Consider the following 24,973-nt stretch of genomic DNA (forward strand, 5'->3'; position numbering starts at 1 on the left):
GTAGATTTCGGCAAGAACCTCAGGGGCTATGTGCAGGGCATCATTGCAGCCGCGGACTTTAAGATCAACACCTCTGTACTTGAAGGTGTCAACAATAAAATCAAGCAAATTAAGCGACGAGCTTATGGCTTCCGAGACGATCTGTACTTTTTCTTAAAAGTCAAGGCCGCGTTCCACGGACTTCCGAGATGAACCAAATTTTTACTGTCGCATTAACGCGTCAAACGCGACGCATCGCGCGTCCTTCAGGCGCCTCGACCTAACTGTCTCTCATAAGTCATAAGGTGTCTCCTCTACTCCCAGTGTTGTTTCGGCACCACAAACAGCCTCCGGAAGCACTTTTTCCGGGCATTGAAGCCAGGCGAAGTCCGCCCCTGCGGCCTCATGAACGAAAAGCAAAGAACGCACGAATCCTGCACGCCGGAAAGCAGAAAACCGGCGCCCGCCGCAAGGCGGGGCCGGTTTTCCGGGATGAGAGGGCCGAGGTCGGGCTTCGGGCTACCAGTTGCCCGAAAGACCGATCACGAGGTTCGCGAAGATGTCGTAGAGCGTGACGAGGTAGCGCTCGTCGAAGTCGACGGCGGCATGCTCGTGCGAGGCCTCAAGGCCCGCGCCCACGAGGAAGTAGCCTGCGCGGCCGCCCTGGCTCTGCACGCGGCGAATCATCAGGGTGGCGTCGTCGGAGCCGTTGAGTGGCACCGAGGGACGGACCTCGCGCACGTAGCGCGCGCGGCGGGCGCAGACGGTGATCATCTGCACGATGCCGTCGTCGGGCACGAAGTCGACGGCCTCGCCCATGATCTTGTGGCTCATCTTGACGCCGAAGGCCATGGCGCAGCCCTGGGCGCGCGTGACGGCCTCGCGGGCGAGCTCGCGGTTGATCGCCTCGTTCTCGCCTCGGACCTCGACCTCCATGTCCGCATGGGCCGCGATCACGTTGCGGCCCTCGCCCGCATGGAGCGTGCCGACGTTGACGCGGGTCATGCCGTCGGAGTGGCGCGGCAGGGCCATGAGGATGAGCGCGGCGTCTGCAGCGGCCAGAAGCGCATTGCGGCCGAGCTGGGGCTGCATGCCCGCGTGGGCCTGCATGCCCTCGAAGTGAAGGTCGATCTTCGTGGTGCAGAGGAACTTCTCGGGAGCGGCCACAACAGTGCCCGCCTGAAGGTCGGTCGCGATGTGGGCGCACAACAGCGTGTCCACATCGTCGAGAAGGCCCGACTGCACGATCGGATAAGCGCCGCGGGAGCCCTCTTCGCCCGGTTGGAAGATGAAGCGGATGCGGCCCGTCAGACGGTCCCTGTTCGCCACAATGAAGCGGCCGAGCTCGAAGGCGACGGCCTGATGGCCGTCATGGCCGCAGGCGTGCATGAGGCCGGGACGCTCGGAGGCGAAGCCCTCCTTGTAGGGAATGTGGTCAGGATCGGCGGGTTCGTCCATCTTGAGGGCGTCGAGCTCAACGCGGAACGCAAGGGTCTTGCCCGGACGGCCCGTGTCGAACGTCGCGCACAGCCCCGTGAGGCCGCCCATGCGCTGCAGCAGGACGGGCGAGACGCCCGCGGCCTTCGCAAGGCGCTCGGACTCGCTCACCTCGGTGTCGGAGCGGCCGCGCACGTAGATGGGGTCGATGAACTCGCGCCCGACCATGACCTTGAAGCCGAGCGACGTGAAGAATTCGGCAGCGCGGGCGGTCGCGATGAATTCGGCCCAGCCCGTTTCGGGCGTCCTGTGGACCGTGCGCCTGCGAGCCACCAGGTCGGCCTCCCTGACGGGGTCGATCCAGTGCGGAATGGAGCCGGCGGGGGACGTCGGATCCGTCTGATCGTAAGTGGGTTGCATGTCAGTGTCCTGATGCTTTGGTCTGAGGCATGCCGATATGTTGTCTGCGGCTTCTCCTGCGTATTACTACGCAATCCGCATCTGAATTTGGGGTTGGCCGTCCGCTCTGCGGACGCCGGCATACCGCACAGGAGGTAGTGTACCCGCAAAAATACGGATGGTCTACTAAGACATTTCACCTAGAAGCTGAGTCGTTTTCCTTGCCGCCCCGTCTCTTTCCGTCGCCCTCAAACAGCATTCTGCGTAGAACTACGAGAAACTCCCAATGAGAAACCGTGCATCAGAGAAGGATCGCCCTGCTACACTCTTTCGTCGCATACCCACTGAATGAAGGAGTCCATCATGGCCTATCTGCCCGAAGTCGCCACCGTTCTCAAGCTCGCCTTCGATCATGAAGGCTGGACCTACGGGTTCGACGCCGGCACCGGCACGCTTGACGCAGGGTTCGACCTTGACTGCCGCATCAGCCAGACCCCGCTCTACATCCATCTTCTCGAGGACGTGGTGCTCTGCCACGCCTATGCGCCATTCAAGGTCGCCGAAGAAGACCGCCGCCGCGTGATGGAGTTCGTCACGCGCGCCAACTGCGGCCTCAAGCTCGGCAACTTCGAAATGGACCTCGACACGGGCGTCGTCTGCTTCAAGACGACCTTCTGCCTGACGGGCGTACCCCTGCCGACCCGCGGCGCCATGACGGAACTCGTGCGCGGCGCGCTCTCGGTGCTCGAGGACTACGGCAATGCGCTCGACGACGTCGTCAAGGGCAGGAAGACACCCTCCGAGGCCGTGCGCGAAGCGGAACGCAATTGATGCTCTAGCGAGCGGTTCTCAGACATGACAAAGGGACGGTGCGGTTTTTCCGCAATCCGTCCCTTTTTAGTTTTTCAGGCCTCTTCAACAGGCCGCTTCAGTTCATCAGAGGCTTCTTGCCTCGACGGGCAGGAGCGCGAGCTCCATCTCGGCGTCAAGTTCGCGTCCCGCCTTCATGAAGACTGCTGCGAGCATGCGGCGAAGGCGCACGGCGGTAAGCTCGGGCGAGATGACCTCGAGGGTCGGCGTCACAGGCGCATCGGCGGGCGGCAGGATCGTGAGGGCGGCGGCAAGGCGCTCGCGCGCGGCCTCGTCGGCCGGCAAGGCGGCCATGCGGCGCTCGACGAGGTCAAGCGCAACGCGCAGATGGCGTTCGGCAGCATCGAAGTCCCCGAGGGCCGCAGCGCACTGGGCGCGGTAGGAGGAGACGGCGGCCGAAGCCTCGGGTCCCGACTCGTCGCCCAGCATCATCAGGGCGGACGCATGGTCCCCCGAGCCGATCACGGCGGCAATGTCGGCAAGCAGCGCTCGCGGCAGACGGTTGCTCATCTCTTCCCTCCTTTCTCTCTGTCTCTGTACTTGGCAGGCCAAAGCGCACGCTTGGTGCGCTGTGCATGAATTGTACGCGTACAGGCGCGAACGGCTCTGAATTTGCGCTCAGGACCTCAGTCCTTTCCTGCATCCCCGCCCGACTTGCCCGCCTGAACGGGCGGCAGGCTCGAGTTGATCTCTCTGCGCGCCTCGGCCGTGCGTTCGAAATAGGTCCTGTAGCCCTCGTAGTCGTCGGCGGCCACAAGCCCCTTGAGATGCGTGAGGGCGGCCTCAAAGCGGCTGATGCCGTCGAGGATGGCCGTGCGGTTCGCCCTCGTGATGTCGGCCCACATGCGCGCGTCGGCGGCCGCGATGCGGGTCGTGTCGCGAAATCCCCCGCCTGCGGCGGCAAGTGCCGTCCGGCTCTCGGGGGACGAGACGGCCATGTCCATGAGCGCGAAGGCGATCATGTGGGGCACGTGGGAGACCATCGCGTAGATGCGGTCATGCTCCTCGGGCGTCATCTCGACGACCGTGAGGCCCGCCGCACGCCAGAGGTCGACGACGAGGGCCACGTCCTCAAGGTCTGATTCAGGCAGCGGCGTCACGACGCCTGTCGCACCCCTGTAGAGGGTCGGCGTCGCAAACTCGAGCCCCGCCTTTTCGGCGCCCGCAATCGGATGAAGGGGCACGTAGTGACGGATGCGCTCGGGGCGCGCGTTCATGCGCACGGCCGTGATCACGCTGCCGCGCACGCTGCCTGCGTCCGTAATGACGGCGTCGACGGGCGCGGCGCGGTCGACCTCCTTCATGACGGCGCCCATGGCCAGCACGGGGACCGCAAGAAGCACCAGGTCGGCGTCGAGCACGCCTTCGGCGATCGAGGGCGTCACGCGGTCAGCGATCCCCCGTTCAAGGGCGAGCGAGAGCGTCGCGGGATTCGTGTCGACCGCCGTGATCGAGAGCGATCCGCCTGGAAAGCGACCCTCGGCATGCGCCTGCTTCCAGGCGAGCGCGGCCGAGCCGCCAATGAGTCCGAGTCCGATGATGGTGATGCGCATGGGTGCGTCCGTCCGTTGATGCGTGTCAGGAATGCGTCAGGCAATCATAGGTTACGACACGGGTCTGCGCCATAAGGCATTGACCTCATGCTCCCAGCCTTTACTGAAAGTCGTCGATGTGACTGCGAATGTAGTCGTCGGCCCAGGCCTCGTTGACGACGGCCTCGTCGATTTCGTCGAGCTTCATCACGTCCCTCACCATCGCGTAGTAATCCATGTCGAGGAGAATGCGGGTGAGCACTTCCCCTTCGGTGCCGAGCACGTAGAAGGAGTGTTCGGGCGAGCCCTTGAGGAAGCGCAGCTGCACCTTGCGGTAGAAGCGGTTTTCCGCAAGGAAGGCGTCGGTCATGAAGCACTTGACGACCTCGATCACGCGGTCGTCGAGACCGGCCGCGAAGATCTGGGCCTTTTCGACGAGGGCGTTCGGGTCGATCACGACGCGGTAGTCGTAGTCAAGCGGGAAGCCCGTCTCGGCAAAGAGCTTCTGCTTCTCCCTGAATTCGTTCACCATCTCGCCCGCGACGCGCAGGTCGGTCGTGGCGGGATAGTCGACCATGACCTTTGCGGTCATGTCGGTGAAGCGAAGCGGATAGTAGCCGTTGCCCGTCGCATGGCAGTGCGGGCATTCATAGGCGAAGAGCTCGCCCCTCATGAGCTTTTCCGCCGCTTCGGGATATTTCTCTGCGACGAGATTCTCCCAGAGCGTGAAGGTGATCGTGCCGCCGCACTTCGGACATGCGGCTTCCTCGTCGTGATGGTCGGCCACGGCGCAACTCCTTAGACTAAACAACCTCGCCACTGAAGTGGGAGGGTTTCGATACAGTCGAGGCTTTTCGCCTCGGGGTTGCCCCCGATTTGCTGTCACTCCGACCACGAAATCCTTGCTGACGCAGCCCTTGTACGGTAAGGGACGGAATCCCCCGCCGTCGGAACCTCCCGAACTCGCGCTCGGTGATCCCTTCTCGGGCTTGAATGACTACGACACCGGCGTCAAGCCAGGCTGTTACTCCGGCTAGAACGGCCTCACGGATCCGTTCCGGGGCGTAGGTTTGATTTTCAATATCGGCGTACAACAGGTTCAGACAAGCAGCTGCATCGCGGTCGATCCAGCGTTCGTCATCATCTTCACCCAGTCGCACGCGGCGCTCCCAAAGTTCGTGCTTGACAAATTGCCCCGTCAGCAGATTGTGCTGCGTGGGCTTGAGCTTCTTTGGCGATACGACTTCCACCAACAAACCGGCGCTTTCAGCCTTGTTCGTCAGTTGTGCGTATAACGCTGCCGGCGCATGTCGCCCGATGGTCTTGCCGAACCGTCCCCTCTGGAACGCCTTATAACTGTTGTCCTCCACAATGATGTGGCCTGCATGGCCGAGAAGCCAGTTGCAGACCTCGCCGTGCTCGCGCTTGCGAGTTGCGGCCGAAAGACGAAAAATCTCCGCTAGTTCTGCCCGCAGACTTTCATAGCGCTTCGAGAAGCGCCATTGAAGCCTGCCGGACTTCACCTTGAAGGACTTCTTCTTTTTGCCGTGACGAACAACGTCAACAGCTTCGTAGTTGTCGGGATTCGTCGTACGGCGGCTTCGCTCCATCGCACGCTGGATTCGGCGTATGGCACGGCGATCCGTGTCCGCGCTCGGCGCAATCTGCACTTTGGCAATTGTTCCGTCCTCAGTCGCATAAGTGAGCGAACCGAGTCCCGGATCAATGGCCATGTGCAGATCCTTGCCGGCGTAGGCGTGCTTCAGGGGGCTTGTTCCTTCGGCAACAAGTTGCAGGAGAAAGCGCTCCTTGCCCTTGCGCATTTCACGCACGATCCGACAGTACTTCACCTTTCTGGGCTTTGTGGGATCCGTCGGATCCTGCAAAGCTCGGGTGAGCCAGTCGTCGCGCTTGTCAACGCGTACACGGTACACGTGCTTGCAGACGGTTACGCACTGCTGATCTGCTTTCCAGATGATGCCGGTGCGATTGGTCTTCCCTTCGATCGAATGCAGTCCGCGTCGAGAGCTGATGAACCTCGGAGAGCCGCCGTTGTAGAGGTGGCGTTCCACCGAGATCCACGCTCTCGAAGCGAGCTTTTGACATTCGTTGATGCCGAGTAAGTGGCCGCGTCCCGAAGCCTTGCGGTGCATGGCGACGTCGGCATGAAAGTCGTACTCGCTCAAGCGGAACCGCACGCGAAGATCGCGGAAAGCCTTGGTTCTTTCTCTGCCTTTCGGCATGGCCCTTGTGGCCTGCCACTCAGGTGTGGCACGCATCTGCAACACACGATCCCATCCACCACCCATGACGGCGTTCTGAAGGTTGCAGCCGAAGCTGAAGCTCTTGCACAGCCGACGGCGGTCTTGATCTCCGGTGATGATCGGTAGATTGATGATGAAGGATTTCGTGCTCATGGAAGTACCTTAGCACAGGGGCTGGAAAGACACACGCCTTTCATCGGGGACAACAAATAGATTGGAAGAGAGAGGTTTGCCGCGTTCCTCCATCCGAATGAATTCGGAGGCTTCCTGCGGCTGTTTCTGTGATGTTGATGGTGCGCAGAGTCTAGCGGAGCTTCGTTGCGCCTGCCTTATGTCTGCTCTCGTCCTTTCCCGACCGTCAGGCGCACGGCGATCGAGAGTCTTTCGCCGATGAGCCTGTTCGTCAGCCCCTCGGCCACGAGCCTCGCGATGTCGCGCTCCCTGTTCGTGAGCTCCGCGCAGCGCGCCCTCGCCGTCTCGCCGTCGAGCACCGCGCCCGCTCCGCTCAGGCTCTCGAACGCCGTGGACGCGATGACGGCCAGAAGCCGCTCGTTGTCGACGGGCTTCTGGATGAAGTCCGCTGCGCCTTCATGGAGCGCCATCACGGCCATGTCGATGTCGCCATGCCCCGTGAGAAAGATGACGGGCAGGCTGAAGCCGCGCTCGTTCATGACGGCCTGCGCCTCGATGCCCGTGAGTCCGGGCATGCGCACGTCCATCACGACGCAGCCCGGCACCGAAGGCGCGTCCCCTCTGAAGAAATCGTTCGCCGACCTGTAGTCGGCCACGCGCCAGCCCTCGGTCTCGAGCACGAAGCGAAGCGCGTCGCGAAGCGAATCGTCGTCATCCACAATGCGCACGAGCGCTCCCTGCTGCACCCGCGCGAGTTCCGTGGGCGTGAGCGTTCTGATCTGTCGTCTTGCCATGCTTGCGTCTCCCGGCCTCAGGAGGCCTTCTCGTCCCTGTTGTCTCGAACAGCATTATCGCCTGTCGCCAAGGAATCGTCATCCAAAGGCGACGGCTCTGCGGAGACCTCCCTCACGGGCACGGTCGCGCGGGCGACAAGCCCGCCCTGACGGCGTGTGCTGAAGGCGAGCCGGCCGCCGTAGGCCTCGAGAATGCCGCGCACGATCGAAAGCCCCAGTCCGAGCCCTTCGGCCTTCGTGGAGCCGAGTCCCCTGTTGAGGCGCTCGACGGTCTCGCGCGTCCCGCCGCCGTCGTCGGCCACAGTGATGATCGCGCGTTCGTCCTCCTCGGAGAGCGTCACCACGACCTCGCCCGCGCCGCCCGCGGCGTCGGACGCCTCGAGCGCATTCTTCATGAGGTTGAGTGCAACGAGCTCCATCTCGAGAGGATCGGCTGTCACGACGGGCTCGTCGGTGACGACGACCCTGAGCGCCGTGCGGTAGCGTCCCGTGGTCTTGAGGTCGGCCGCCGCCCTGTCGACCTGTTCGCGCAGGCTCACGAGGACACGGGTGGGCTGCTCGGCCTTCGCGTAGCTTCTCACGCGCGCAACGATCTCGTTGGCGCGTTCGGTCTGTCGGTCCAGCCTGTCGATGACGTCCGTCATTCTGGCGGTGTCGGTCGAACCGTTGCCGAGCATCCTTCTCAGACCGAGGCTGTAGAGCGAGATGGCACCGAGCGGCTGCCTCATCTCGTGCGCGAAGATGACGGAGAGCTGCGCCACCACGCCCGCACGCTCAAGGCGCTCAATTCGCTGCGCAGCCCCCTGGGCCTCCTCCTTGAGAACCTGCAGCTCGGCAAGCGACCGTCTCAGGGCAGCCGTCCTCTTGTGCACGAGCTGCGTCACCCGCACGCTGTGCAGAATCAGACCCGCAACAAGAACGGTCGCAAGCATGAGCCAGTGCCAGTACTCGGCGATGAAGCGCTTGAGGCTCCACGTGTTGAGATAGGCGTAGGGGCCCGTCCCCGTGTCGCGAAAAAGCTTGTCGACGGAACTGTAGTCGGTCGCAACGCCCCAGTAGATGCCGTTGGACCCCGTGGGCTTCAGGGCGAGAAGCGCCTGCGTCACGGACCTCGACACCCTCGGGTCCGTCACCTTCGTGGTCGCCACGGTCCAGGTCGGATAGAGCGCGGTCGATCGGGCGCAGACTTCGCCCGGACCGTCCTTTCTGTTGATCACCTTGAATTTGCCCGCATGCTCGGGATGACGCTCGAGCCACTCCTCAAGAAAACACAGTCGCAAAAACGCCACGTCGGCCGTGCCGTCAAGCAGATGTCCCGGCGCCGTCTCCATGGCGTCGTCGTCACCCAGATAAAGCGTTTCGCTGAAAAAACCGTCCACCTTGAAACCCTGCTTCATCATTTCTCCATAGGGTACAAGCAGTCCTGTAAATGCCGTGGGCGTCGAGGTGGCGAGCACGCCGCCCTTAACGTCCTTCAGGGTCTCGATGTCCGTGCGATCGGCGGCCGTCACGATCGCCGTGCCGTCGCCGTGATTCGGATCGGGATAGGAGAGCGAAACGGCCGAGACGAGCGACTTGACGCCTTCATCCGCAAGCCGCCTGTAAAAACCCGCACTCGAGAGAAAGACATCCACCTCGCCGCGCCTGATCGCGTCAGCGAGCTCAGTGAGCGAAAGATGCGTCACCCGAACGCGATCTTCTCCAAAGTACTGCCTGAGCGCCGCTACCGACGCAGGCACGATCTCCTCGTTGGGTGCCGGACGCACATACTTCACAATCGCTACTCTCACAGGTCTTTTTACATTGACGGCAGGCGTCGCGAATCTATGGGCGGGCACTCGCATGAGCGTCGCGTCAACGGGATAGCCGCCATCGGTCTGCGCCGACGCCACGCAGGGAAGAAGGTTCGACGACACCAGAAGAAGAGCGGACAAAGCACCGATGCCAGCCTTGGCAAAGATTGCCTGACAATATCTGAATAGATGCAATCCGAAACTTTTATGACTCTTGGCGGACATGACTGATGGGACTTCAGAGGAAGACTTTCCTTCATCATACGGGCTTTTGAGATCGGACGCCCGCCGCTGGGCAAACCCCACCTCGCAAAAACCCTTAGAAAATCGAGAACCTTGACTTTTTACGCCCACCACTAAGGGTAACGCAGATGAAAAATGCCTCCTGTCGAAATGACGGCGTCATCGAACCGCAATCATTTCGCCATCACATCGAAACACGAGAAACTCGTGAAACACACGACCGCAGGCGTCCAGACCCCGCCTGCAGTCCATCAAATCAGGAGAACCTTCCATGCAGGAAAAGACTTTTGCGCTCAGCCGTCGTGCGCTTCTTCGCACGGCCGCCGTCGGCGCAGCAGCCACCGCGGCAACGGCCGCAATTCCGTCCGTCGTGATGGCCGCCGAAGGAGCCGCCGACACGTCGAAGATCCGCAACTTCGACATGATCGAGGCCTTCTATCGCGAATACCCAAAGAAGCTCGCCGTCGTGCGCGGCACGCTCAACCGTCCGCTCACGCTCACGGAAAAGATCCTCTTCACGCACCTCTACCATCCGGAAAGCCTGCGTGAATTCAAGCGCGGAGTCGACTACATCGAACTTCGCCCGGACCGCGCCGGCACGCATGACATCGGCGGCCCGATGGCCATCATTCAGTTCCTCTCCTCGGGCAAGGAACGCATCGCACTGCCCGCAGCGCTCGTCTGCGACCACCTCGTTCAGGCCAACGTCGGCGCCATTCCCGACCTCAAGGTCGCCGAAAAGGGCAACGTCGAAACGTACGAGTTCCTGCGCGACGTCTCCCGCCGCTACGGCTTTGACTTCTGGCCCGCCGGCTCCGGCATCTGCCATCAGGTCTTCATGGAAAACTACAACTTCCCGGGTTGCATGATGCTCGTGACCGACTCCCACACCCCGACGGCCTGCGGCATGGGCATGCTCGCAATCGGCGTGGGCGGTGCCGACCTCGTCGACGCCCTCATGGGCATGGAATGGGAGCTCAAGATGCCGAAGATCATCGGCGTCAAGCTCACCGGCCAGCTTCAGGGCTGGGCCTCCGCCAAGGACGTGATCCTCAAGCTCACCGGCATGCTCAGCACCAAGGGCGCCACGAACTGCGTCGTCGAGTTCTTCGGCGAAGGCGCCGCCACGCTCTCCGCCTCCGGCAAGGCCACGATCGGCAACATGGGTGCTGAAATGGGCGCCACGACCTCCGTCTTCGCCTACGACGACTCCATGGCCCGCTACCTCGCCGCCACGGGCCGTCAGGCCGTTGCCGACCTCGCCTCCAAGGTCGACCTCGCCGCCGACAAGGAAGTCTATGCCGACCCGGCCAAGTACTACGACCGCGTCGTCGAGATCAACCTCTCCGAACTCGAACCGCACATCAACGGTCCGTTCTCGCCCGACGCCGCCATGCCGATCTCGAAGGTCGCCGAAACGGTCAAGGCCAAGGGCTATCCGCAGCAGCTTCAGGTCGCCCTGATCGGCTCCTGCACGAACTCCTCCTACGAGGACATCACCCGCGCCGCCTCCATTGCCCGTCAGGCACTCGAAAACGGCGTCGAGATCAAGACCCCGCTGATGGTCGTTCCCGGCTCGACCCGCATCTACGACACGCTCAAGCGCGACGGCGTCCTCGAGGTCTTCGAAAAACTCCACGCCACCGTCCTCGCCACCGCCTGCGGTCCCTGCATCGGCCAGTGGAAGCGCACGATCGGCAACCTCAAGGGCGACAAGACGCCCAACTCCATCATCGAGTCCTTCAACCGCAACTTCGCCGGCCGCAACGACGGCAACCCGCTCACCAACGCCTTCCTCGCCTCGCCTGAAATGGTCATGGCCATGGCCATCAACGGCGACCTGACGTTCAACCCGCTCGAGGGCACGGTCCGCACCGCCAAGGGTACGAACATGAAGCTCGCCGCCCCGGTCGGTCAGGAACTCCCCGCCAAGGGCTTCGTCTCCGACATCAAGGGCTGCGTCATTCCCGACTTCGAGAAGATCGAGATCAAGGTGAGCCCGACGGCCGAACGCATCCGCCTGCTCGAGCCGTTCCCCGCCTGGGACGGCCAGGACTTCACCGCCCTTCCGCTCCTCATCAAGGCCAAGGGCAAGTGCACGACCGACCACATCTCCCCGGGCGGCAAGTGGCTTCCGTACCGCGGCAACATCGACCGCATTTCGGACAACCTGCTCGAACGCGCCGTCAACGCCTTCAACGGAGTCTCCGGCAAGGTCTGGAATACGGACACGAACGCCTATGACACGCCCGCCAAGGTTGCGCGCCACTATCGCAACAACAACATCGCCAGCGTGATCGTCGGCGACGACAACTACGGCGAAGGCTCCTCGCGCGAACATGCCGCCATGGAACCGCGCTATCTCAACGTCCGCGTCGTCCTCGCCAAGAGCCTCGCCCGCATCCACGAGTCCAACCTCAAGAAGCAGGGCATCCTCGCACTCACCTTCGTGAATCCGGCCGACTACGACAAGATTCAGGAAAAGGACCGCATCTCGGTTCTCAACCTGAACACCCTTGCGCCCAACAGCCGCGTCGTCATCGAACTCACGCATGAAAACGGCACGAAGGAACGCTTCGAGGCGAAGCACTCCTACAACGAGAAGCAGTTGAGCTGGTTCCGTGCCGGCTCCGCCCTGAACGCTCTCAAGGCCTGACCTTAAGAGACGCTTCAGAAAGTGACGTTTCGTTGACCTCATGCGGCACTACGTAGTGGTGCCTCAAGAGGACAATGCATACAGCTCCTCGACGACAACAGGGCGGGGCTCACAAAAGCCACAGAAACCGGATGGAGTCCCGCCCACCCTACAGATTCTTCCCCCTAAATGACGGAATCCCCGACCCGGATTCCCAGGAGATCAACAATGTCTCATACCGATATGAGCCGCCGCGGTCTTCTCAAGACCTCCTTCCTCGGTGCCGCCGCTGCCGGCGCCACCGGCTTCGGCCTCTCCTCCCAGGCCCAGGCAAAACAGGCCGCCAACGCCCAGACCTATGACGCCGTCGTTCTCGGCGCAGGTCCTGCCGGCCTGATCGCCGCCATCACGGCCCACGACGCCGGCGCCAAGGTCGTCGTGCTCGAAAAGCGCGACCGTCCCGACGGCAACGCCATCTTCGCCCTCGGCTCCATCTGCGGCTGGGGCACGCGCCACCAGGCCGAACAGGGCATCAAGGACACGGCCGACGACTTCTACGCCATGATGATGGACGTCTCCAAGCAGATGGGCGACAAGGCCCTCAACCGCTGCTACACGGATAACATCTCCGCCGGCATCGACTGGCTCGAAAAGGACATCGGCGTCAAGTTCGGCAAGATCCGCCCGATGCCGTATCCGCGTCTGGGCCGCACCTGCCGCGTCATGGGCGAAGGCCTCACCGGTGGCGCCCAGCTCGTGCAGAAGCTTCTCGCCGCCTGCGCCAAGCGCGGCATCGAAGTGAAGTACCAGCACAAGGCCGTTGAGCTCATTCACGACGACCTCTATGCCGTGAAGGGCGTCAAGGCCGCCACACCGGAAGGCTTCAGGACCTTCATGGCCAGAGGCGGCGTCTGCATCGCCACAGGCGGCTTCTCGGCCAACCCCGAAATGGTCGACCGCTACATCGGCGGCTGGGCCACCCGCATGGTGTTGCGCGGCTCCAAGTCCACGACGGGTGAAAACATTTCGCTGTGCATGCCGCTCTACACGAAGTTCGTGAACATGGACCAGTTCCACTCCGGCCCGATCATCGGCGCAACGCACGTGAACCCGGCCGACGTCCTCAACTCCGGCTACGGCGTCCAGTTCAACACCTCCGGCGTTCGCTTCATGGACGAAAACAACACGTACGTGATCAAGGCCCGCACCACCGGTCAGATGACGCTCGACAACATGGCCTGGGTCATCGTCGACAGCACCTGTCCGGTCCTCGACAAGGTCATTCCGAAGTTCGACCGCCTCAACAGCCCGTACGGCAAGGCCGACACGATCGAAGATCTCTGCAAGCAGGTCAAGCTCCCGGTCGAAAAGGTCGTGAAGACGATCAAGGAATACAACGAAGCCGTCAAGTCCGGCAAGCTCGGCGAAATGAACCCGCCCTGCACCTACAAGAAGCCCCACGAAGTCGCCAAGGCTCCGTTCTACGCCGTGCCCTTCCAGGGCGGCATGACGGCCACCTTCGGCGGCCCGCTCATTAACGTCAAGGCTGAAATCCAGAACCTCGACGGCACGAGCATCCCGGGCCTCTACGCGGTGGGCAACTCCGCTGGCGGCATCTTCTTCCACAACTACGCAGGCGGCGCACAGCTCGGTGCCGCGACGGTCTTCGGCCGCATCGCCGGCAACGAAATCGCCGCCCGCGCAAAGGCCCAGAAGAACTAATTTCCGGAGTATCAATCATGACCAAATCCATCACCATGGCGCTTGTCGCCACCCTCGGTCTGGGCCTTGCCTTCGGCGCCTGCGCTGCTGAAAAGACCCTCGCCGAAGTCCACGGCGGCCAGCTTCCCGCCGAAACCGGCTGGGCCACGAAGGGCCAGTGCCTCCAGTGCCACCAGAGCTACGACGCCCTCGCCGAAAAGACGAAGAACTTCGAGCCCAACCCGCACAAGTCGCACCTCGGCGCCGTCAACTGCGTCGAATGCCACAAGGCCGACAAGCCTTCCAAGCAGCCCGAGCTGATGTGCAACAGCTGCCACAACTTCACGCTCAAGACGAAATGATCTCCTCTTGAACCATCAGGGTTCTTCCTTCGGACGCGCCGTGTGGGGTGCGTCCGGGAAACCAGACCGACCGCAAGGCGGTCCTTCGCCCGCGTCCCTTGAGGCCGCGGGCTTTTTTCGTTCAGATTCGTGAACGGCGGTACTCCCGCACGGGCAAGAAGGCTAGACTCGATGCATCACCCTTAAGGAGTTCATAATGAACGACACGATCCGAACCCAGCTCGCGCACAGCTCCGTGCGCGCCTTCACCAACGAGCCCGTCACGGCCGAACTGCGCACGCAGATCCTCGATGCGGCGCGCGCCGCGTCCACATCCTGCGCACTGCAAGTGACAAGCATCATCCGCGTCACCGATCCAGCACTTCGAGCTAGGATCGCGGAGCTCTCGGGCGGTCAGGCCCATGTCGCAGCCGCACCTGAATTCTGGGTCTTCTGCGCCGACTACCACCGCCTTCAGCTGCTCTGCCCCGAGGCCGACCTCGGCTGGATCGAGCAGTTCCTCGTCGGCTGCCTTGACACGGGCATCATGGCCCAGAACGCCTTCACGGCGCTTGAATCCCTCGGGCTCGGCGGCTGCTTCATCGGAGGGATCAGGAACGGCATCACAGAGGTTTCTGCGCTTCTGCGCCTGCCGCAGAACGTCTTTCCCGTCGTCGGCATCGCCTTCGGGCATCCCGCCGTGCGCAATCCCGTCAAGCCGCGGCTGCCCGCCACCATCACCTTCATGGAAAACGGCTACGAAGAACCCGCGCCAGCCGAACTTGACGCTTATGACGCAACGATGCGAGCCTACTACGCTGGACGCGGAAGCAATGCCCGCGAGGCGACCTTCCGCGACTCTATCCATCCCGTCATCGCCCGCGAGCGCCGCAGGTTCCTGCTCGATTATCTGCAGACGCAGGGCTTCGCGCTGAAGTAGTACGCCCAGGACAGGACGACGCCCGCCCGCCATATATAATGACGACACCGTAAACCAAATCCGACAAGGACCACACGCATGAAGACCAAGCTTCTCGCGGCCTTCGCTGCCGCCTCCGTTCTCGCTCTCGCCGGCTGCTCGGGCGGCGACGAAGTGGGCGACGTCTCACTCGGCTTGTTCACGCTCAAGGACATCAAGATCAACACCTTCCAGGATCCGAAGGTTCCGGGCGTCACCTGCCATGTCGCAAGCATTGAGGCCAACCTCTCGCTTGCGGACCCGTCCGACAGCTCCGTCTCCTGCCGCCAGACGGGCGAAATCACGCCCGAGATGATCGCCTCGATCGACCGCACGAAGTCGGGCGAAGTGGTCTTCACGAAGTCGAAGAGCATTCTGCTCAAGACGATGAAGATCCGCCGCATCTACGACGCCGAGACGCAGACGCTCCTCTACATCTCCTACTCCACCAAGGAGACGACGGGCAGCTTCAAGCACAGCCTCTCGACGATCCCGCTCTGGGGAACCGCCGCCTGGGAAAACCGCCCGCCGGTCCCTGCGAAGTCGATGTAATTTCTCTTGAAACGCGAACGCCCTGCAGGACACGAAGACCTGCAGGGCGTTTTCACATTTGAGCGTCACCCTGTGAAAAGGGCCCCGAATCGGGGCCCCATCTCTTTCCGTCGTCCTCCATCAGGAGGGCCCGAAGGCCCTCCGTCGGGAGCGGAGCCGGCTTCTTAGCCGACCCACTTGCGGGCGTTGCGGAACATGCGCATCCAGCCCGAGGCGTCCGTCCATTCGGCCGGGTGCCAGGAGAGCTGCTGGGCGCGGTGGGAGCGCTCCGGATGCGGCATCATGATCGTGAAACGGCCGTCTTCGGTCGTCACGGACGTGAGACCGCCCTTGGAGCCGTTCGGGTTGTACGGATAGACCTCGGTCGGATTGCCGCACGGATCAACGAAGCGGGCGGCGGCCTTCACGAGCGCGGCGTCCTCCGGACGCAGGAACTGCACGCGACCTTCGCCGTGGGAGTTCACGACGGGCATCACGCTGCCGGCCATGCCCGCGAAGAAGATCGACGGGCTCTCGAGAACCTCGACGTTCACGAGACGAGCCTCGAACTGCTCGGACGTGTTGCGCACGAATTCCGGCCAGTGCGAGGCGCCCGGGATCAGGTCGCGCAGATGGCTCATCATCTGGCAGCCGTTGCAGATGCCCAGACCGAAGGTGTCCTCGCGGTTGAAGAACGTGCGGAACATTTCGACCATGCGGTCGTTGTGAAGGATGGTCTTGGCCCAGCCGCCGCCAGCGCCGAGCACGTCGCCGTAGGAGAAGCCGCCGCAGCAGGCAAGGCCCGTGAACTCGGCGAGGTCGGCGCGGCCCGTGAGGAGGTCCGTCATGTGAACGTCATAGGCGTCGAAGCCGGCGCGCGTGAACGCAGCGGCCATTTCCGTCTGGGAGTTGACGCCCTGTTCGCGCAGGATGGCGATCTTCGGACGCACGCCCGTGAGGATCATCGGAGCGGCGACGTCTTCATTGACGTCGAAGGTCATCTTTGCGAAGAGGCCGGTGTCCTCCTTGCGCTCGATGCGGGCGAACTCGCTGTCGGCGCAGGCGGGATTGTCGCGGCCGCGGGCGATCTGCCAGGAGACTTCCGTCCAGGCCTTCTGGAGGTCAGCACGGTCGAGTCGGGCGAGTTCGGCACCGTTGGCGCTGATCGTGAGCGCATCGTCGTCGACGACTTCACCCACGAAGTGGCAGACGGAGGCAAGACCGGCTTCGCGCATCACTTCGGCCACGCGGGCGGCCTTCTCGGCCGGCACCTGCATCAGGCCGCCGAGCTCTTCGTTGAAGAGAGCGGCGAAGACGTCGGCGTCCTTCGTGAGGGACGTCAGGTCGAGCTTCACACCGAGGCGGGAGGCGAACATCATTTCAGAGGCCGTGGCGGCGAGACCGCCGTCGGCACGGTCGTGGTAGGCCACGACGGCGCCTTCATTGACGAGCGTGCGCAGCGCGCCCATGAAGCGGGCGAGCATGGCGGGATCCTCGCAGTCGGGCGCCGTGTCGCCGAAGCGCTGGGCAACCTGGGCGAGGATGGAGCCGCCCATGCGGGCGCGGCCGCAGCCGAGGTCCGCAAGCACGAGCACCGACGGGATCTTCCTGAGTTCGGGCGTGAGCGTGAGCGTCACGTCGCCGACGGGAGCGGCGGCGGAGGCGATGAGCGAGACGGGGCTCGTCACGGACTTCTTCTCGCCGTTGTCCTCCCAGGCGGTGCGCATGGAGAGCGAGTCCTTGCCCACGGGCACGGAGATGCCGAGCGCAACGCAGAAGTCGCTCGCGCCCTTGACGGCGTCAAAGAGCTTGGCGTCCTCGCCCTTGGCGCCGCAGGCAGCCATCCAGTTGAGGGAGAGCTTGACTTCGGGGAGCTTCACGTCGGCGGCGGCGATGTTGGTGAGCGCTTCGCCCACGGCCATGCGGCTCGCAGCAGCGGCATCGATCACGGCGATCGGGGTGCGTTCGCCCATCGACATGGCTTCGCCGCGGTTCGTTTCAAAGCCGAGCGTGGTCACGCCGCAGTCGGCGACGGGCACCTGCCAGGGGCCGACCATCTGGTCGCGGGAGACGAGGCCGCCCACGGAGCGGTCGCCGATGGTGATGAGGAAGGACTTGGAACCGACGGTCGGGTGACGCAGGACGTCCGTGACAGCCTTTGCGAGATCGAGCCCTTCGCTCTTGAAGGCGGAAAGCTTCGTTTCGACGTGGGCGACGTCGCGGTGCATGCGCGGGGCCTTGCCGAGGAGAACTTCCATCGGCATGTCGACGGCCGGGGTCTCTTCGGGACGCGTGAGCTTGAGGTCGGCCTCCTCGGTGATCGTACCGAGGATGGCGAACGGGCAGCGCTCGCGTTCGCAGAAGTCGCGGAAGATGTCGATCTTGGCGGCGTCAAGCGCGATGACGTAGCGTTCCTGAGATTCGTTGCACCAGATTTCGAGCGGGCTCATGCCGGACTCTTCGACCGGAACCTTGGAGAGGTCGAACGTGGCGCCCTTGCCGGAAAGGTCGGCAAGCTCGGGCATGGCGTTGGAGAGGCCGCCCGCGCCGACGTCGTGAATGGCGATGATCGGATTTTCGTCGCCCATGGACCAGCAGCGGTCGATGACTTCCTGGGCACGGCGTTCCATTTCGGGGTTGCCGCGCTGCACGGAGTCGAAGTCGAGGGCTTCGGAGTTGGAGCCCGTCGTCATGGACGAGGCGGCGCCGCCGCCGAGGCCGATGCGCATGCCGGGGCCGCCGAGGACGATCAGGAGGCTGCCGGCGGGCGGCACGTCCTTCTTCGTCTGGTCGTCGCGGATGTTGCCGATGCCGCCGGCGAGCATGATCGGCTTGTGGTAGCCGTAGCGCGTGCCGCCGATGTTGGCTTCGAACGTGCGGAAGTAGCCGAGGATGTTCGGACGGCCGAACTCGTTGTTGAAGGCGGCGCCGCCGAGCGGGCCTTCCGTCATGATCGAGAGCGGCGTGGCGATGCGGGACGGAGCGCCGTACTTGGCATCCGTCTTTTCACCCGTCACCGTGTCGGAGTCGTTTTCAAAACCCTGCGGAAGTTCCGGCAGGTTGAGGTTCGAGGTCGTGAAGCCGCACAGGCCGGCCTTCGGACGAGCACCGCGGCCCGTCGCACCTTCGTCGCGGATTTCGCCGCCGGAGCCCGTGGAGGCGCCGGGGAACGGAGAAATGGCAGTCGGGTGGTTGTGGGTCTCGACCTTGAAGACCGTGTGGGTCATTTCGTCCTTGCGCTCGAAGACGCGGCCGAATTCATTGCCGGAGCCCGGACGCGGATAGAGGCGCGTGACTTCGGCGCCTTCGAAGATGGCGGCGTTGTCGGCGTAGGCCGTGATCGTACCCTGCGGGGCCATCTTGTGCGTGCGGCGGATCATGCCGAAGAGCGTTTCCTCGCGCTCTTCACCGTCGACCGTCCAGCGGGCGTTGAAGATCTTGTGGCGGCAGTGCTCGGAGTTGGCCTGCGCGAACATCATCAGCTCGACGTCGGTCGGGTTGCGGCCGATCTTCGTGAAGGCGTCGGTGAGGTAGTCGATCTCGTCGGGAGAGAGCGCAAGGCCCATCTCGACGTTGGCGCGCTCAAGGGCGGGACGACCTTCCTCGACGAGGGCGACGATCGCCATCGGACGGCCTTCGAGCTCGACGAAGAGGTTTTCGGCCGGGAAGTCGCGGGCGACGACGGATTCGGTCATGCGGTCATGAAGCACGCCGGCGGCCTGAGCGGCCTCCTCTTCCGTGAGGGGAGCCTTGAGGGCGAGGCTGTAGACCGTGCCGCGCTCGACGCGCAGGACGCCTTCGATGCCGCAGTTCTTCACGATGTCCGTGGCCTTCGAGGCCCAGGGCGAGATCGTGCCAAGACGCGGCACCACCATGAAGGCCAGGTCGGCGCGGACGTCCTCGGCGGCGTCGCCGTAGGTGAGAAGCGAAGCGAGGCGTTCCTCTTCGGCCTTCGTGAGCTCGCGGGAGGCATGCACGAAATGCACGAAGCGGCCCGAGACCGCTTCGATGTTGGAAGAGACGCGCTGCAGGGCCGCGAGCACGCGCGCGGCGCGGAAGTCCGAGAGCGCGCGGGCGCCGTTGAGTTCAAAAACCATACCGTTGCAGGTCGACATAAGTTTCCTCTGAATCGTCAGCAGGCCCCGGATTTTCCGACGGCCGTGACGGGGTGGAAAATAAAAGAAAAAAGGTTGTCGCCATTATAGAGGGTTTTGCCTTCCTCAAACCCTGCTCCGGCGCCGATTCTGACCATTCCCATGCAAACCTTCGTTTTTTTTCCGCATCAAAGAAAAAGACCGCCCCGACTCCGCATGGGAGCAGGACGGCCGAATGCTCGGGAAGCCGCCTTCAGGAGGTTTTCACCCTGCGGGCGGCGTCATGCCGGCGGGTTCGGGAAAGGATCAGTATTCCTCGAACATGCGGGCGATTTCCTTCGGATCGTTCGTCTTCGTCAGAGCGAGCTGGAGAAGGAGACGGGCCTTCTGGGGATTGAGCGTGCGGCCTTCAATGAAGCCGGCCTTGTTGTACTGCTCCACGTTCGGGCAGACCACGCCGGAGCCCGTGCGGGAGGAGAGCACCACGGCGATGCCCTTCTGGACGGCTTCGGCAAGCGCGGGCTCGGTCTGGCCGTGAACGGAACCATTGCCGGAACCGGCGTGCACGATGCCCTTGGCACCCGCGGCGATGGCGGCGTCGGCAAGGACGCGGTCGTCGCTGGCGTGCGTGTAGAGGATGTCGACGCGCGGCAACTTGTCAAGCTTCGAGACATCGAATTCGCTCTGGTGCGTGTGACGCATGGCGGGGTTGCGCAGGAAGTAGTTCTTGCCGCCGGCGATGTAGCCGAGGTAGCCCAGGTCGGGCGACTTGAATGTGGCGACGTTCGTCGTATTGGACTTCGTGACGTCGCGGCCGGATGAGATCTGGTCGTTGAGGGCCACGAGCACGCCACGGCCCTGCGCCTTCGAGTCGGCGGCGAGCTTGACGGCGTTGAGAAGGTTCATCGGACCGTCGGCCGAAATGGCCGTGGCGGGACGCATGGCGCCGATCACCACCACGGGCTTCTTGCTCTTGACCGTGAGGTCGAGAAAGAAAGCGGTCTCGTGAATCCTCCCCGCCCAATTATTAATTGGACGGGGCTTCCCTGCCTTTTACCAGCAAGGACTGCCTGAGCACAGATAGCGGGCAAACTCAGAAATCTGCGCTCACATGGAGCGCAGCTCCGCGTTAACCCGAATGAGAGTGTCCAGGGTGCGTGTGATCCTCTTGGCACATGACGGAACTTTAGCCGCAATGCACCGCCATCTCGTTGCCGAAATGGACTTCTCGTACTCCCTGAGGAAGTACCGAGCTCCGATGTTGTACGAAGCTGACAGGTCGCACGAATAGCGCTTCCCCGTCTGGAACGTACACATGCTGTAGTTGTCCGTGTCTCTCGTAACGTCACCGGTTCCGTCAAAGGCCAGCTTCGATGTATTCCAAGAACACACGCGACGAATGCGAGTACCGCAACGATGTGCCTGGTGCTCCACGATCTGCTGGACATACTTGGCACGCCAGTGATGAAGCCGCTGACGCTTGGAGCCACATTTGCGCCCGGCGAGATCAAGGTGTTCCATGACGATGACGTCGACCTTAAACTCGTTTGCAACCGTCATGATGAAGCCTGCCGTCTTGACGGCGATGTCCTTGTTGACCCCCTTTGCTCTCGCCCAAAGCCTCGGCATGCGTTTTGCGCCGTTGCTTTGAGCTTTCCTGATGCGCCGCAAGGCACGTTCCAAAGAGTCTTGCTCTACCGGCAGCTTCTTAAAACGTCTGCCGATGATAGTGCCCTTTGAATCCATGACCGAGCACACGCATGCATTGTTGATCCCAAGATCAACGCCCAGGACGCGCTGCGTGTCAAGAGACACCTTATCCAGAATAACCTTCTCCTCAAAGGAGAAGTCCAGATACCATTTCTTCCCGCGCTTTCTCAATGCCGGCGACAATTCGTTGCGAGCAGCGCAATGAAGTGCAATGTAATCAACATCGTGCTTATCGAGCTCGACATCAACCCAGTCCCAAGTATTGCGAATGCGAACTTTGAGTTTCACGCTGTTGCGTCCGGCTCTGATGAACGTATTGTCGCGGTACATGACCGGAAAGCTTCTGCCGGCCTTCGGCAGACCGGGCTGCCGACCCTTTTGCCCCGGCTTCGCTTTCCATTGAGCCAGACGCGTTTGATACGACGACACCTGTCCGTATGCCGCCATGATGGCGGCTCGGCGAAGGTAGCTCGGAAATTTCATGAAGTCGTGGCAGAAGTTGTAAGGCGTCATCAGACGCTTTTTCGTACGAACGCTCAGACCTTCGGCAACACGAATGCAATCGTTGGCACGACTGAGATTGGCGAAGTGAGTATTCCAATTCGCAATCACGAGTTCAATGAAGTAATCCACGGCGTGGCGATACACCTCAACCGTGTCGTCAAAGACGCGGTTGAAGTTGCGCAAACGCACGGAGTAAGTGAACGTGATCTTCATCGTTGCATGGCGATGGGTTGGCGGGAATACTCCGTATGGTATCAAGCATCACACAACCTGACACGGTTAATCGACAATTTTATGAGTACAAGCAAAAGTGCTGCATCAGAATCGCAAAATGATCCTGTGATTTTGCGCTCGTTTTACTGCTTAATCCCTGTGCAAGAAGGGATTTAAGAACTTATCCACTGGATCATCTTGAATAACTTGAGATGGACTGACTTCGTCAGCCCCGCTTGACCCCACCCATGTGTGCCACATGGATGGGGAATGCGCGGGGAATCCGTTCAAGCGTGTCCGTACCGTGCGTGATGACGATGCCGCTCACCTTCGGATCGGCGAGAAGCTCGTTGCAGCGCCTGGCTAGCGTCAGGAGGACCTGGTCGGTCAGGTTGTTGGACGAGATCTTCACGATCTGCTCGCCCGTCACCGTCGCGTAGTCCTTGATCTGCGGAACAGCGTCGATCAGCGTCTGGATGGCCAGGTCGCCCGCCTTGTAGCCCGTGGTCTGCGTGGCGGAGGCGGCGGTGCCGGCAATCGTGCCGCCCGTGGCGAGGATCGCGACCTGCGGAAGGTCGGCGGCCATGGCAAAGCCTGCGGAAAGCGTGAGCGCGACGGCGAGAAGCGTCTTCTTGAAGTTCATGTCTGTCCTTTGGTTTGGGTCAACATCCGGACTCTGCGGTCCCGGGTCATGTCCGCGCCCTTGTCGGAGCGCGACGGACGATTCATTTTGCCAAACGAGCCCGTGCACACCCTAGAGGACAAACCTCGACGACGCCGAGGGAGAACCCGAATAGCACCCCCGCCAATCACCTGACGAACAAGGAGAAATGAGCAGGCGACGCCTTAAGGCGACAGATGAAGTCTCCTCCTGTGGCCGCAAAGCGGCTTTCACAGCCTTTCGGCTTGACAACAGAGCGTGATCACCCGCCCCGAATGCAAAAAAAACGGCGCCTTCAGGGTGCGAAGGCGCCGGTTTTCAATCAAAGGACGCTGCGGATCAGGTCGCGGCGGTCCTGCGGCTGTTCCAGAAGTGAAGCAGCAGGACGGTGCCGATGAGCGCAACGACGGCGGTCGTAATCGAGAGGATCCAGTTGCCGCCCGTCAGGCCCGCGACCACGTAGCCCAGGCAGGCGGAGAACGCCACCGTGAGGCTGTAGGGCATCTGGGTCGAGACGTGCTCGATGTGGTTGCATCCCGAGCCTGCCGACGAGAGAATCGTCGTGTCCGAAATGGGCGAGCAGTGGTCGCCGAAGACGGAGCCCGCGAGCGTGGCGGAGAGCGCGACGACGGTGAGGCCCGGATCGATGGCCTCGACAACCGGCACCACGATCGGGATCAGGATGCCAAACGTGCCCCAGGCCGTGCCCGTAGAGAAGGACAGGAAGGCGGCGATCACGAAGATCACGGCCGGCAGGAAGATCGACCACTCGGCGCCGCCCGAGGTCACGATGGACTGCACGAAGAGCGGGGTCTGGAGAAGGTCGCGGCAGACGCCGGAGAGCGTCCAGGCGAGCACCAGGATGATGTTGGCCGGAAGCATGAGCTTCATGCCTTCGACGAGGCCGCTCATGAAGTCCGTGAACGGCACGAGACCGCGCGGGACGTACATCAGGAAGGCAATGCCGACGGCGCCGAAGGAGGCCCAGACGAGGGACGGCGCGGCGGAGGAGTTGCCCAGCGCGGAGGCGAAGGTGTGGTACTTCGGATCAGCGCCCCAGTAGCCGCCCGAGTACATCAGCGCGAGCACGCAGAAGACGATCAGGGAGGCGATGGGCACGAGCATGTCCCAGAGCGTGCCGTGCGGATTGGCGTTGGGCGGCTCGGCGGAGGACGTAGCGGCGGTCGACGTGAACTGTTCCCCCTTGGCGGCGCGCTCCTCGCTCTTGCGCATCGGGCCGAAGTCGAAGTCGGTCACGACGATGAAGACGATGAGCAGCAGGCAGAGCAGCGCGTAGAAGTTCCAGGGAATCGTGGCGATGAACGCGGCCATGTCGCTTTCGAAGGCCGTGGAGCCCTGCAGTGAGGAGCCGACGGCGGCGGCCCAGCTCGAAACGGGCGCGATGATGCACACCGGAGCGGCCGTCGAGTCGATGATGTAGGCGAGCTTCGCACGGGCGATGTTGTAGCGGTCGCAGATCGGACGCATCACCGTGCCCACCGTGAGGCAGTTGAAGTAGTCGTCGATGAAGATGAGCGCGCCGAGCCCCGTGGTGGCTGCCAGGGCGCTCTTGCGGCCCTTGATGCGCTTGACGGCCCAGTTGCCGTAGGCTTTCGTGCCGCCCGACATGGCGACGACGTAGACGAGGGCGCCGAGAAGCGAGCAGAAGATCAGGATGTTGAAGTCGACCTTGTTGCCCATCACGGTGAACGCGCTTTCAAGCGTGCCCATCAGGACGTTGCCGTCCATGCCGATCGTATAAATGAGGGTACCCGTCAGAATGCCCAGAACGAGGGAGGAGAGAACCTCCTTCGTAATGAGCGCAAGAGCAATGGCCACGATCGGCGGGACGATCGAAAGCCATCCGGCGTTAAACGGTTCCATGAGAATCGCTGTCCTTTGGTTTTCGTGCGGCAGGACCCCCTGTCCCGGAGCCCTGCGGCCCGCATGCGCCTCTCTTTGACCGCACGCAGGCAGCTGATGCCGCTGTTTGTCATTGGGTTGTAAGTCCTTCAATCCTCTTCCCCGCAGGTGTCGGTCCCGCGAGGACGTAGTGGCGGATTTTAGGCTGATGCGAAGTGTAGCAAGGCGTAACAGACTTCAACGGGAAAAAGCGCCGCAACACCGCATTGCTCAACCTGCATTGGCGTAAGTGCCTAGATGACGACCCCAAGAGACCCGG

Annotated in this window: 19 protein-coding genes; 7 read left to right on the forward strand and 12 right to left on the reverse strand. The window is 62.6% G+C overall.

What is annotated here, in order from left to right; genetic code table 11:
• The coding region (locus HMPREF9465_RS13285; protein WP_005433367.1) for an ISL3 family transposase at positions 1 to 192 on the forward strand (192 nt) is incomplete at its 5' end.
• Between the two features lie 306 nt (positions 193 to 498).
• Here the strand turns inward: HMPREF9465_RS13285 and HMPREF9465_RS09325 are convergent.
• Positions 499 to 1,836: an amidohydrolase gene (locus HMPREF9465_RS09325; protein WP_005436305.1), complete on the reverse strand. Its 1,338-nt coding sequence runs from the start codon at positions 1,834 to 1,836 to the stop codon at positions 499 to 501.
• Positions 1,837 to 2,163: 327 nt separating this feature from the next.
• Between HMPREF9465_RS09325 and HMPREF9465_RS12510 the strand changes: the two genes are divergently transcribed.
• Positions 2,164 to 2,646, forward strand: coding sequence for a YbjN domain-containing protein (locus HMPREF9465_RS12510; protein WP_081579481.1), 483 nt, complete (start codon positions 2,164 to 2,166; stop codon positions 2,644 to 2,646).
• Between the two features lie 105 nt (positions 2,647 to 2,751).
• Here the strand turns inward: HMPREF9465_RS12510 and HMPREF9465_RS09335 are convergent, their stop codons facing one another.
• The 6 genes from HMPREF9465_RS09335 to HMPREF9465_RS09360 all read right to left on the reverse strand — a co-directional run bounded on the left by HMPREF9465_RS09335 (position 2,752) and on the right by HMPREF9465_RS09360 (position 9,341).
• Positions 2,752 to 3,195: a hypothetical protein gene (locus HMPREF9465_RS09335; RefSeq protein ID WP_005436307.1), complete on the reverse strand. Its 444-nt coding sequence runs from the start codon at positions 3,193 to 3,195 to the stop codon at positions 2,752 to 2,754.
• A gap of 116 nt (positions 3,196 to 3,311) precedes the next feature.
• Positions 3,312 to 4,238: a prephenate dehydrogenase gene (locus HMPREF9465_RS09340; protein ID WP_005436308.1), complete on the reverse strand. Its 927-nt coding sequence runs from the start codon at positions 4,236 to 4,238 to the stop codon at positions 3,312 to 3,314.
• Positions 4,239 to 4,338: 100 nt separating this feature from the next.
• On the reverse strand, positions 4,339 to 5,004 hold the full coding sequence (locus HMPREF9465_RS09345; protein ID WP_005436316.1) for a CpXC domain-containing protein: 666 nt from the start codon (positions 5,002 to 5,004) through the stop codon (positions 4,339 to 4,341).
• A gap of 16 nt (positions 5,005 to 5,020) precedes the next feature.
• Complete coding sequence (locus HMPREF9465_RS09350; RefSeq protein WP_005436317.1) at positions 5,021 to 6,634, reverse strand: hypothetical protein; 1,614 nt, start codon at positions 6,632 to 6,634, stop codon at positions 5,021 to 5,023.
• A 176-nt stretch (positions 6,635 to 6,810) separates the two neighbouring features.
• Positions 6,811 to 7,407, reverse strand: a complete 597-nt coding sequence (locus tag HMPREF9465_RS09355; RefSeq protein WP_005436318.1) for a response regulator transcription factor — start codon at positions 7,405 to 7,407, stop codon at positions 6,811 to 6,813.
• Positions 7,408 to 7,424: 17 nt separating this feature from the next.
• Positions 7,425 to 9,341 carry a sensor histidine kinase gene (locus HMPREF9465_RS09360; RefSeq protein ID WP_196793884.1) on the reverse strand — a complete coding sequence of 639 codons (1,917 nt, stop codon included), beginning with the start codon at positions 9,339 to 9,341 and terminating at the stop codon, positions 7,425 to 7,427.
• A 373-nt stretch (positions 9,342 to 9,714) separates the two neighbouring features.
• Between HMPREF9465_RS09360 and HMPREF9465_RS09365 the strand changes: the two genes are divergently transcribed.
• From HMPREF9465_RS09365 to HMPREF9465_RS09385, 5 genes are all read left to right on the forward strand, one after another.
• A complete protein-coding gene (locus HMPREF9465_RS09365; protein ID WP_005436320.1) occupies positions 9,715 to 12,099 on the forward strand; it encodes an aconitate hydratase in 2,385 nt (794 codons plus the stop codon).
• Between the two features lie 207 nt (positions 12,100 to 12,306).
• The gene (locus HMPREF9465_RS09370; protein WP_005436321.1) at positions 12,307 to 13,800 is read left to right on the forward strand and encodes an FAD-dependent oxidoreductase; all 1,494 of its coding nucleotides are present in this window, start codon (positions 12,307 to 12,309) and stop codon (positions 13,798 to 13,800) included.
• Between the two features lie 17 nt (positions 13,801 to 13,817).
• Positions 13,818 to 14,141, forward strand: coding sequence for a cytochrome c3 family protein (locus tag HMPREF9465_RS09375; protein WP_005436322.1), 324 nt, complete (start codon positions 13,818 to 13,820; stop codon positions 14,139 to 14,141).
• 196 nt (positions 14,142 to 14,337) lie between these two features.
• Positions 14,338 to 15,060: an oxygen-insensitive NADPH nitroreductase gene (gene nfsA, locus HMPREF9465_RS09380; protein WP_005436324.1), complete on the forward strand. Its 723-nt coding sequence runs from the start codon at positions 14,338 to 14,340 to the stop codon at positions 15,058 to 15,060.
• Positions 15,061 to 15,138: 78 nt separating this feature from the next.
• Positions 15,139 to 15,630 (forward strand): CreA family protein, encoded by a 492-nt coding sequence (locus tag HMPREF9465_RS09385; RefSeq protein WP_005436326.1) that lies wholly within the window; start codon positions 15,139 to 15,141, stop codon positions 15,628 to 15,630.
• 164 nt (positions 15,631 to 15,794) lie between these two features.
• Here HMPREF9465_RS09385 and purL read toward each other — a convergent pair whose 3' ends face one another.
• The 5 genes from purL to HMPREF9465_RS09410 form a co-directional block, all read right to left on the reverse strand.
• The gene (purL, locus tag HMPREF9465_RS09390) at positions 15,795 to 19,724 is read right to left on the reverse strand and encodes a phosphoribosylformylglycinamidine synthase (RefSeq protein ID WP_005436328.1); all 3,930 of its coding nucleotides are present in this window, start codon (positions 19,722 to 19,724) and stop codon (positions 15,795 to 15,797) included.
• A gap of 285 nt (positions 19,725 to 20,009) precedes the next feature.
• Positions 20,010 to 20,735 carry an asparaginase domain-containing protein gene (locus tag HMPREF9465_RS09395; RefSeq protein WP_081579483.1) on the reverse strand — a complete coding sequence of 242 codons (726 nt, stop codon included), beginning with the start codon at positions 20,733 to 20,735 and terminating at the stop codon, positions 20,010 to 20,012.
• A gap of 75 nt (positions 20,736 to 20,810) precedes the next feature.
• Entirely contained in the window at positions 20,811 to 22,130 is a 1,320-nt protein-coding gene (locus HMPREF9465_RS09400) for an IS200/IS605 family accessory protein TnpB-related protein (protein WP_005436333.1), read from the reverse strand.
• A gap of 226 nt (positions 22,131 to 22,356) precedes the next feature.
• On the reverse strand, positions 22,357 to 22,773 hold the full coding sequence (locus HMPREF9465_RS09405) for an asparaginase domain-containing protein (protein WP_005436335.1): 417 nt from the start codon (positions 22,771 to 22,773) through the stop codon (positions 22,357 to 22,359).
• Between the two features lie 357 nt (positions 22,774 to 23,130).
• Complete coding sequence (locus HMPREF9465_RS09410) at positions 23,131 to 24,675, reverse strand: Na+/H+ antiporter NhaC family protein (RefSeq protein ID WP_005436337.1); 1,545 nt, start codon at positions 24,673 to 24,675, stop codon at positions 23,131 to 23,133.
• Positions 24,676 to 24,973: the final 298 nt, after the last annotated feature.

Origin of the sequence: Sutterella wadsworthensis 2_1_59BFAA, assembly GCF_000297775.1 — a bacterium.
Classification (GTDB): Bacteria; Pseudomonadota; Gammaproteobacteria; order Burkholderiales; family Burkholderiaceae_F; genus Sutterella; species Sutterella wadsworthensis_A.

Coding starts and splice junctions, on each gene's coding strand:
- HMPREF9465_RS09325 (WP_005436305.1), bottom strand. CDS start 1,836: ATGCAACCCACTTACGATCAGACGGATCCGACGTCCCCCGCCGGCTCC.
- HMPREF9465_RS12510 (WP_081579481.1), top strand. CDS start 2,164: ATGAAGGAGTCCATCATGGCCTATCTGCCCGAAGTCGCCACCGTTCTC.
- HMPREF9465_RS09335 (WP_005436307.1), bottom strand. CDS start 3,195: ATGAGCAACCGTCTGCCGCGAGCGCTGCTTGCCGACATTGCCGCCGTG.
- HMPREF9465_RS09340 (WP_005436308.1), bottom strand. CDS start 4,238: ATGCGCATCACCATCATCGGACTCGGACTCATTGGCGGCTCGGCCGCG.
- HMPREF9465_RS09350 (WP_005436317.1), bottom strand. CDS start 6,634: ATGAGCACGAAATCCTTCATCATCAATCTACCGATCATCACCGGAGAT.
- HMPREF9465_RS09355 (WP_005436318.1), bottom strand. CDS start 7,407: ATGGCAAGACGACAGATCAGAACGCTCACGCCCACGGAACTCGCGCGG.
- HMPREF9465_RS09365 (WP_005436320.1), top strand. CDS start 9,715: ATGCAGGAAAAGACTTTTGCGCTCAGCCGTCGTGCGCTTCTTCGCACG.
- HMPREF9465_RS09370 (WP_005436321.1), top strand. CDS start 12,307: ATGTCTCATACCGATATGAGCCGCCGCGGTCTTCTCAAGACCTCCTTC.
- HMPREF9465_RS09375 (WP_005436322.1), top strand. CDS start 13,818: ATGACCAAATCCATCACCATGGCGCTTGTCGCCACCCTCGGTCTGGGC.
- nfsA (WP_005436324.1), top strand. CDS start 14,338: ATGAACGACACGATCCGAACCCAGCTCGCGCACAGCTCCGTGCGCGCC.
- HMPREF9465_RS09385 (WP_005436326.1), top strand. CDS start 15,139: ATGAAGACCAAGCTTCTCGCGGCCTTCGCTGCCGCCTCCGTTCTCGCT.
- purL (WP_005436328.1), bottom strand. CDS start 19,724: ATGTCGACCTGCAACGGTATGGTTTTTGAACTCAACGGCGCCCGCGCG.
- HMPREF9465_RS09400 (WP_005436333.1), bottom strand. CDS start 22,130: ATGAAGATCACGTTCACTTACTCCGTGCGTTTGCGCAACTTCAACCGC.
- HMPREF9465_RS09405 (WP_005436335.1), bottom strand. CDS start 22,773: ATGAACTTCAAGAAGACGCTTCTCGCCGTCGCGCTCACGCTTTCCGCA.
- HMPREF9465_RS09410 (WP_005436337.1), bottom strand. CDS start 24,675: ATGGAACCGTTTAACGCCGGATGGCTTTCGATCGTCCCGCCGATCGTG.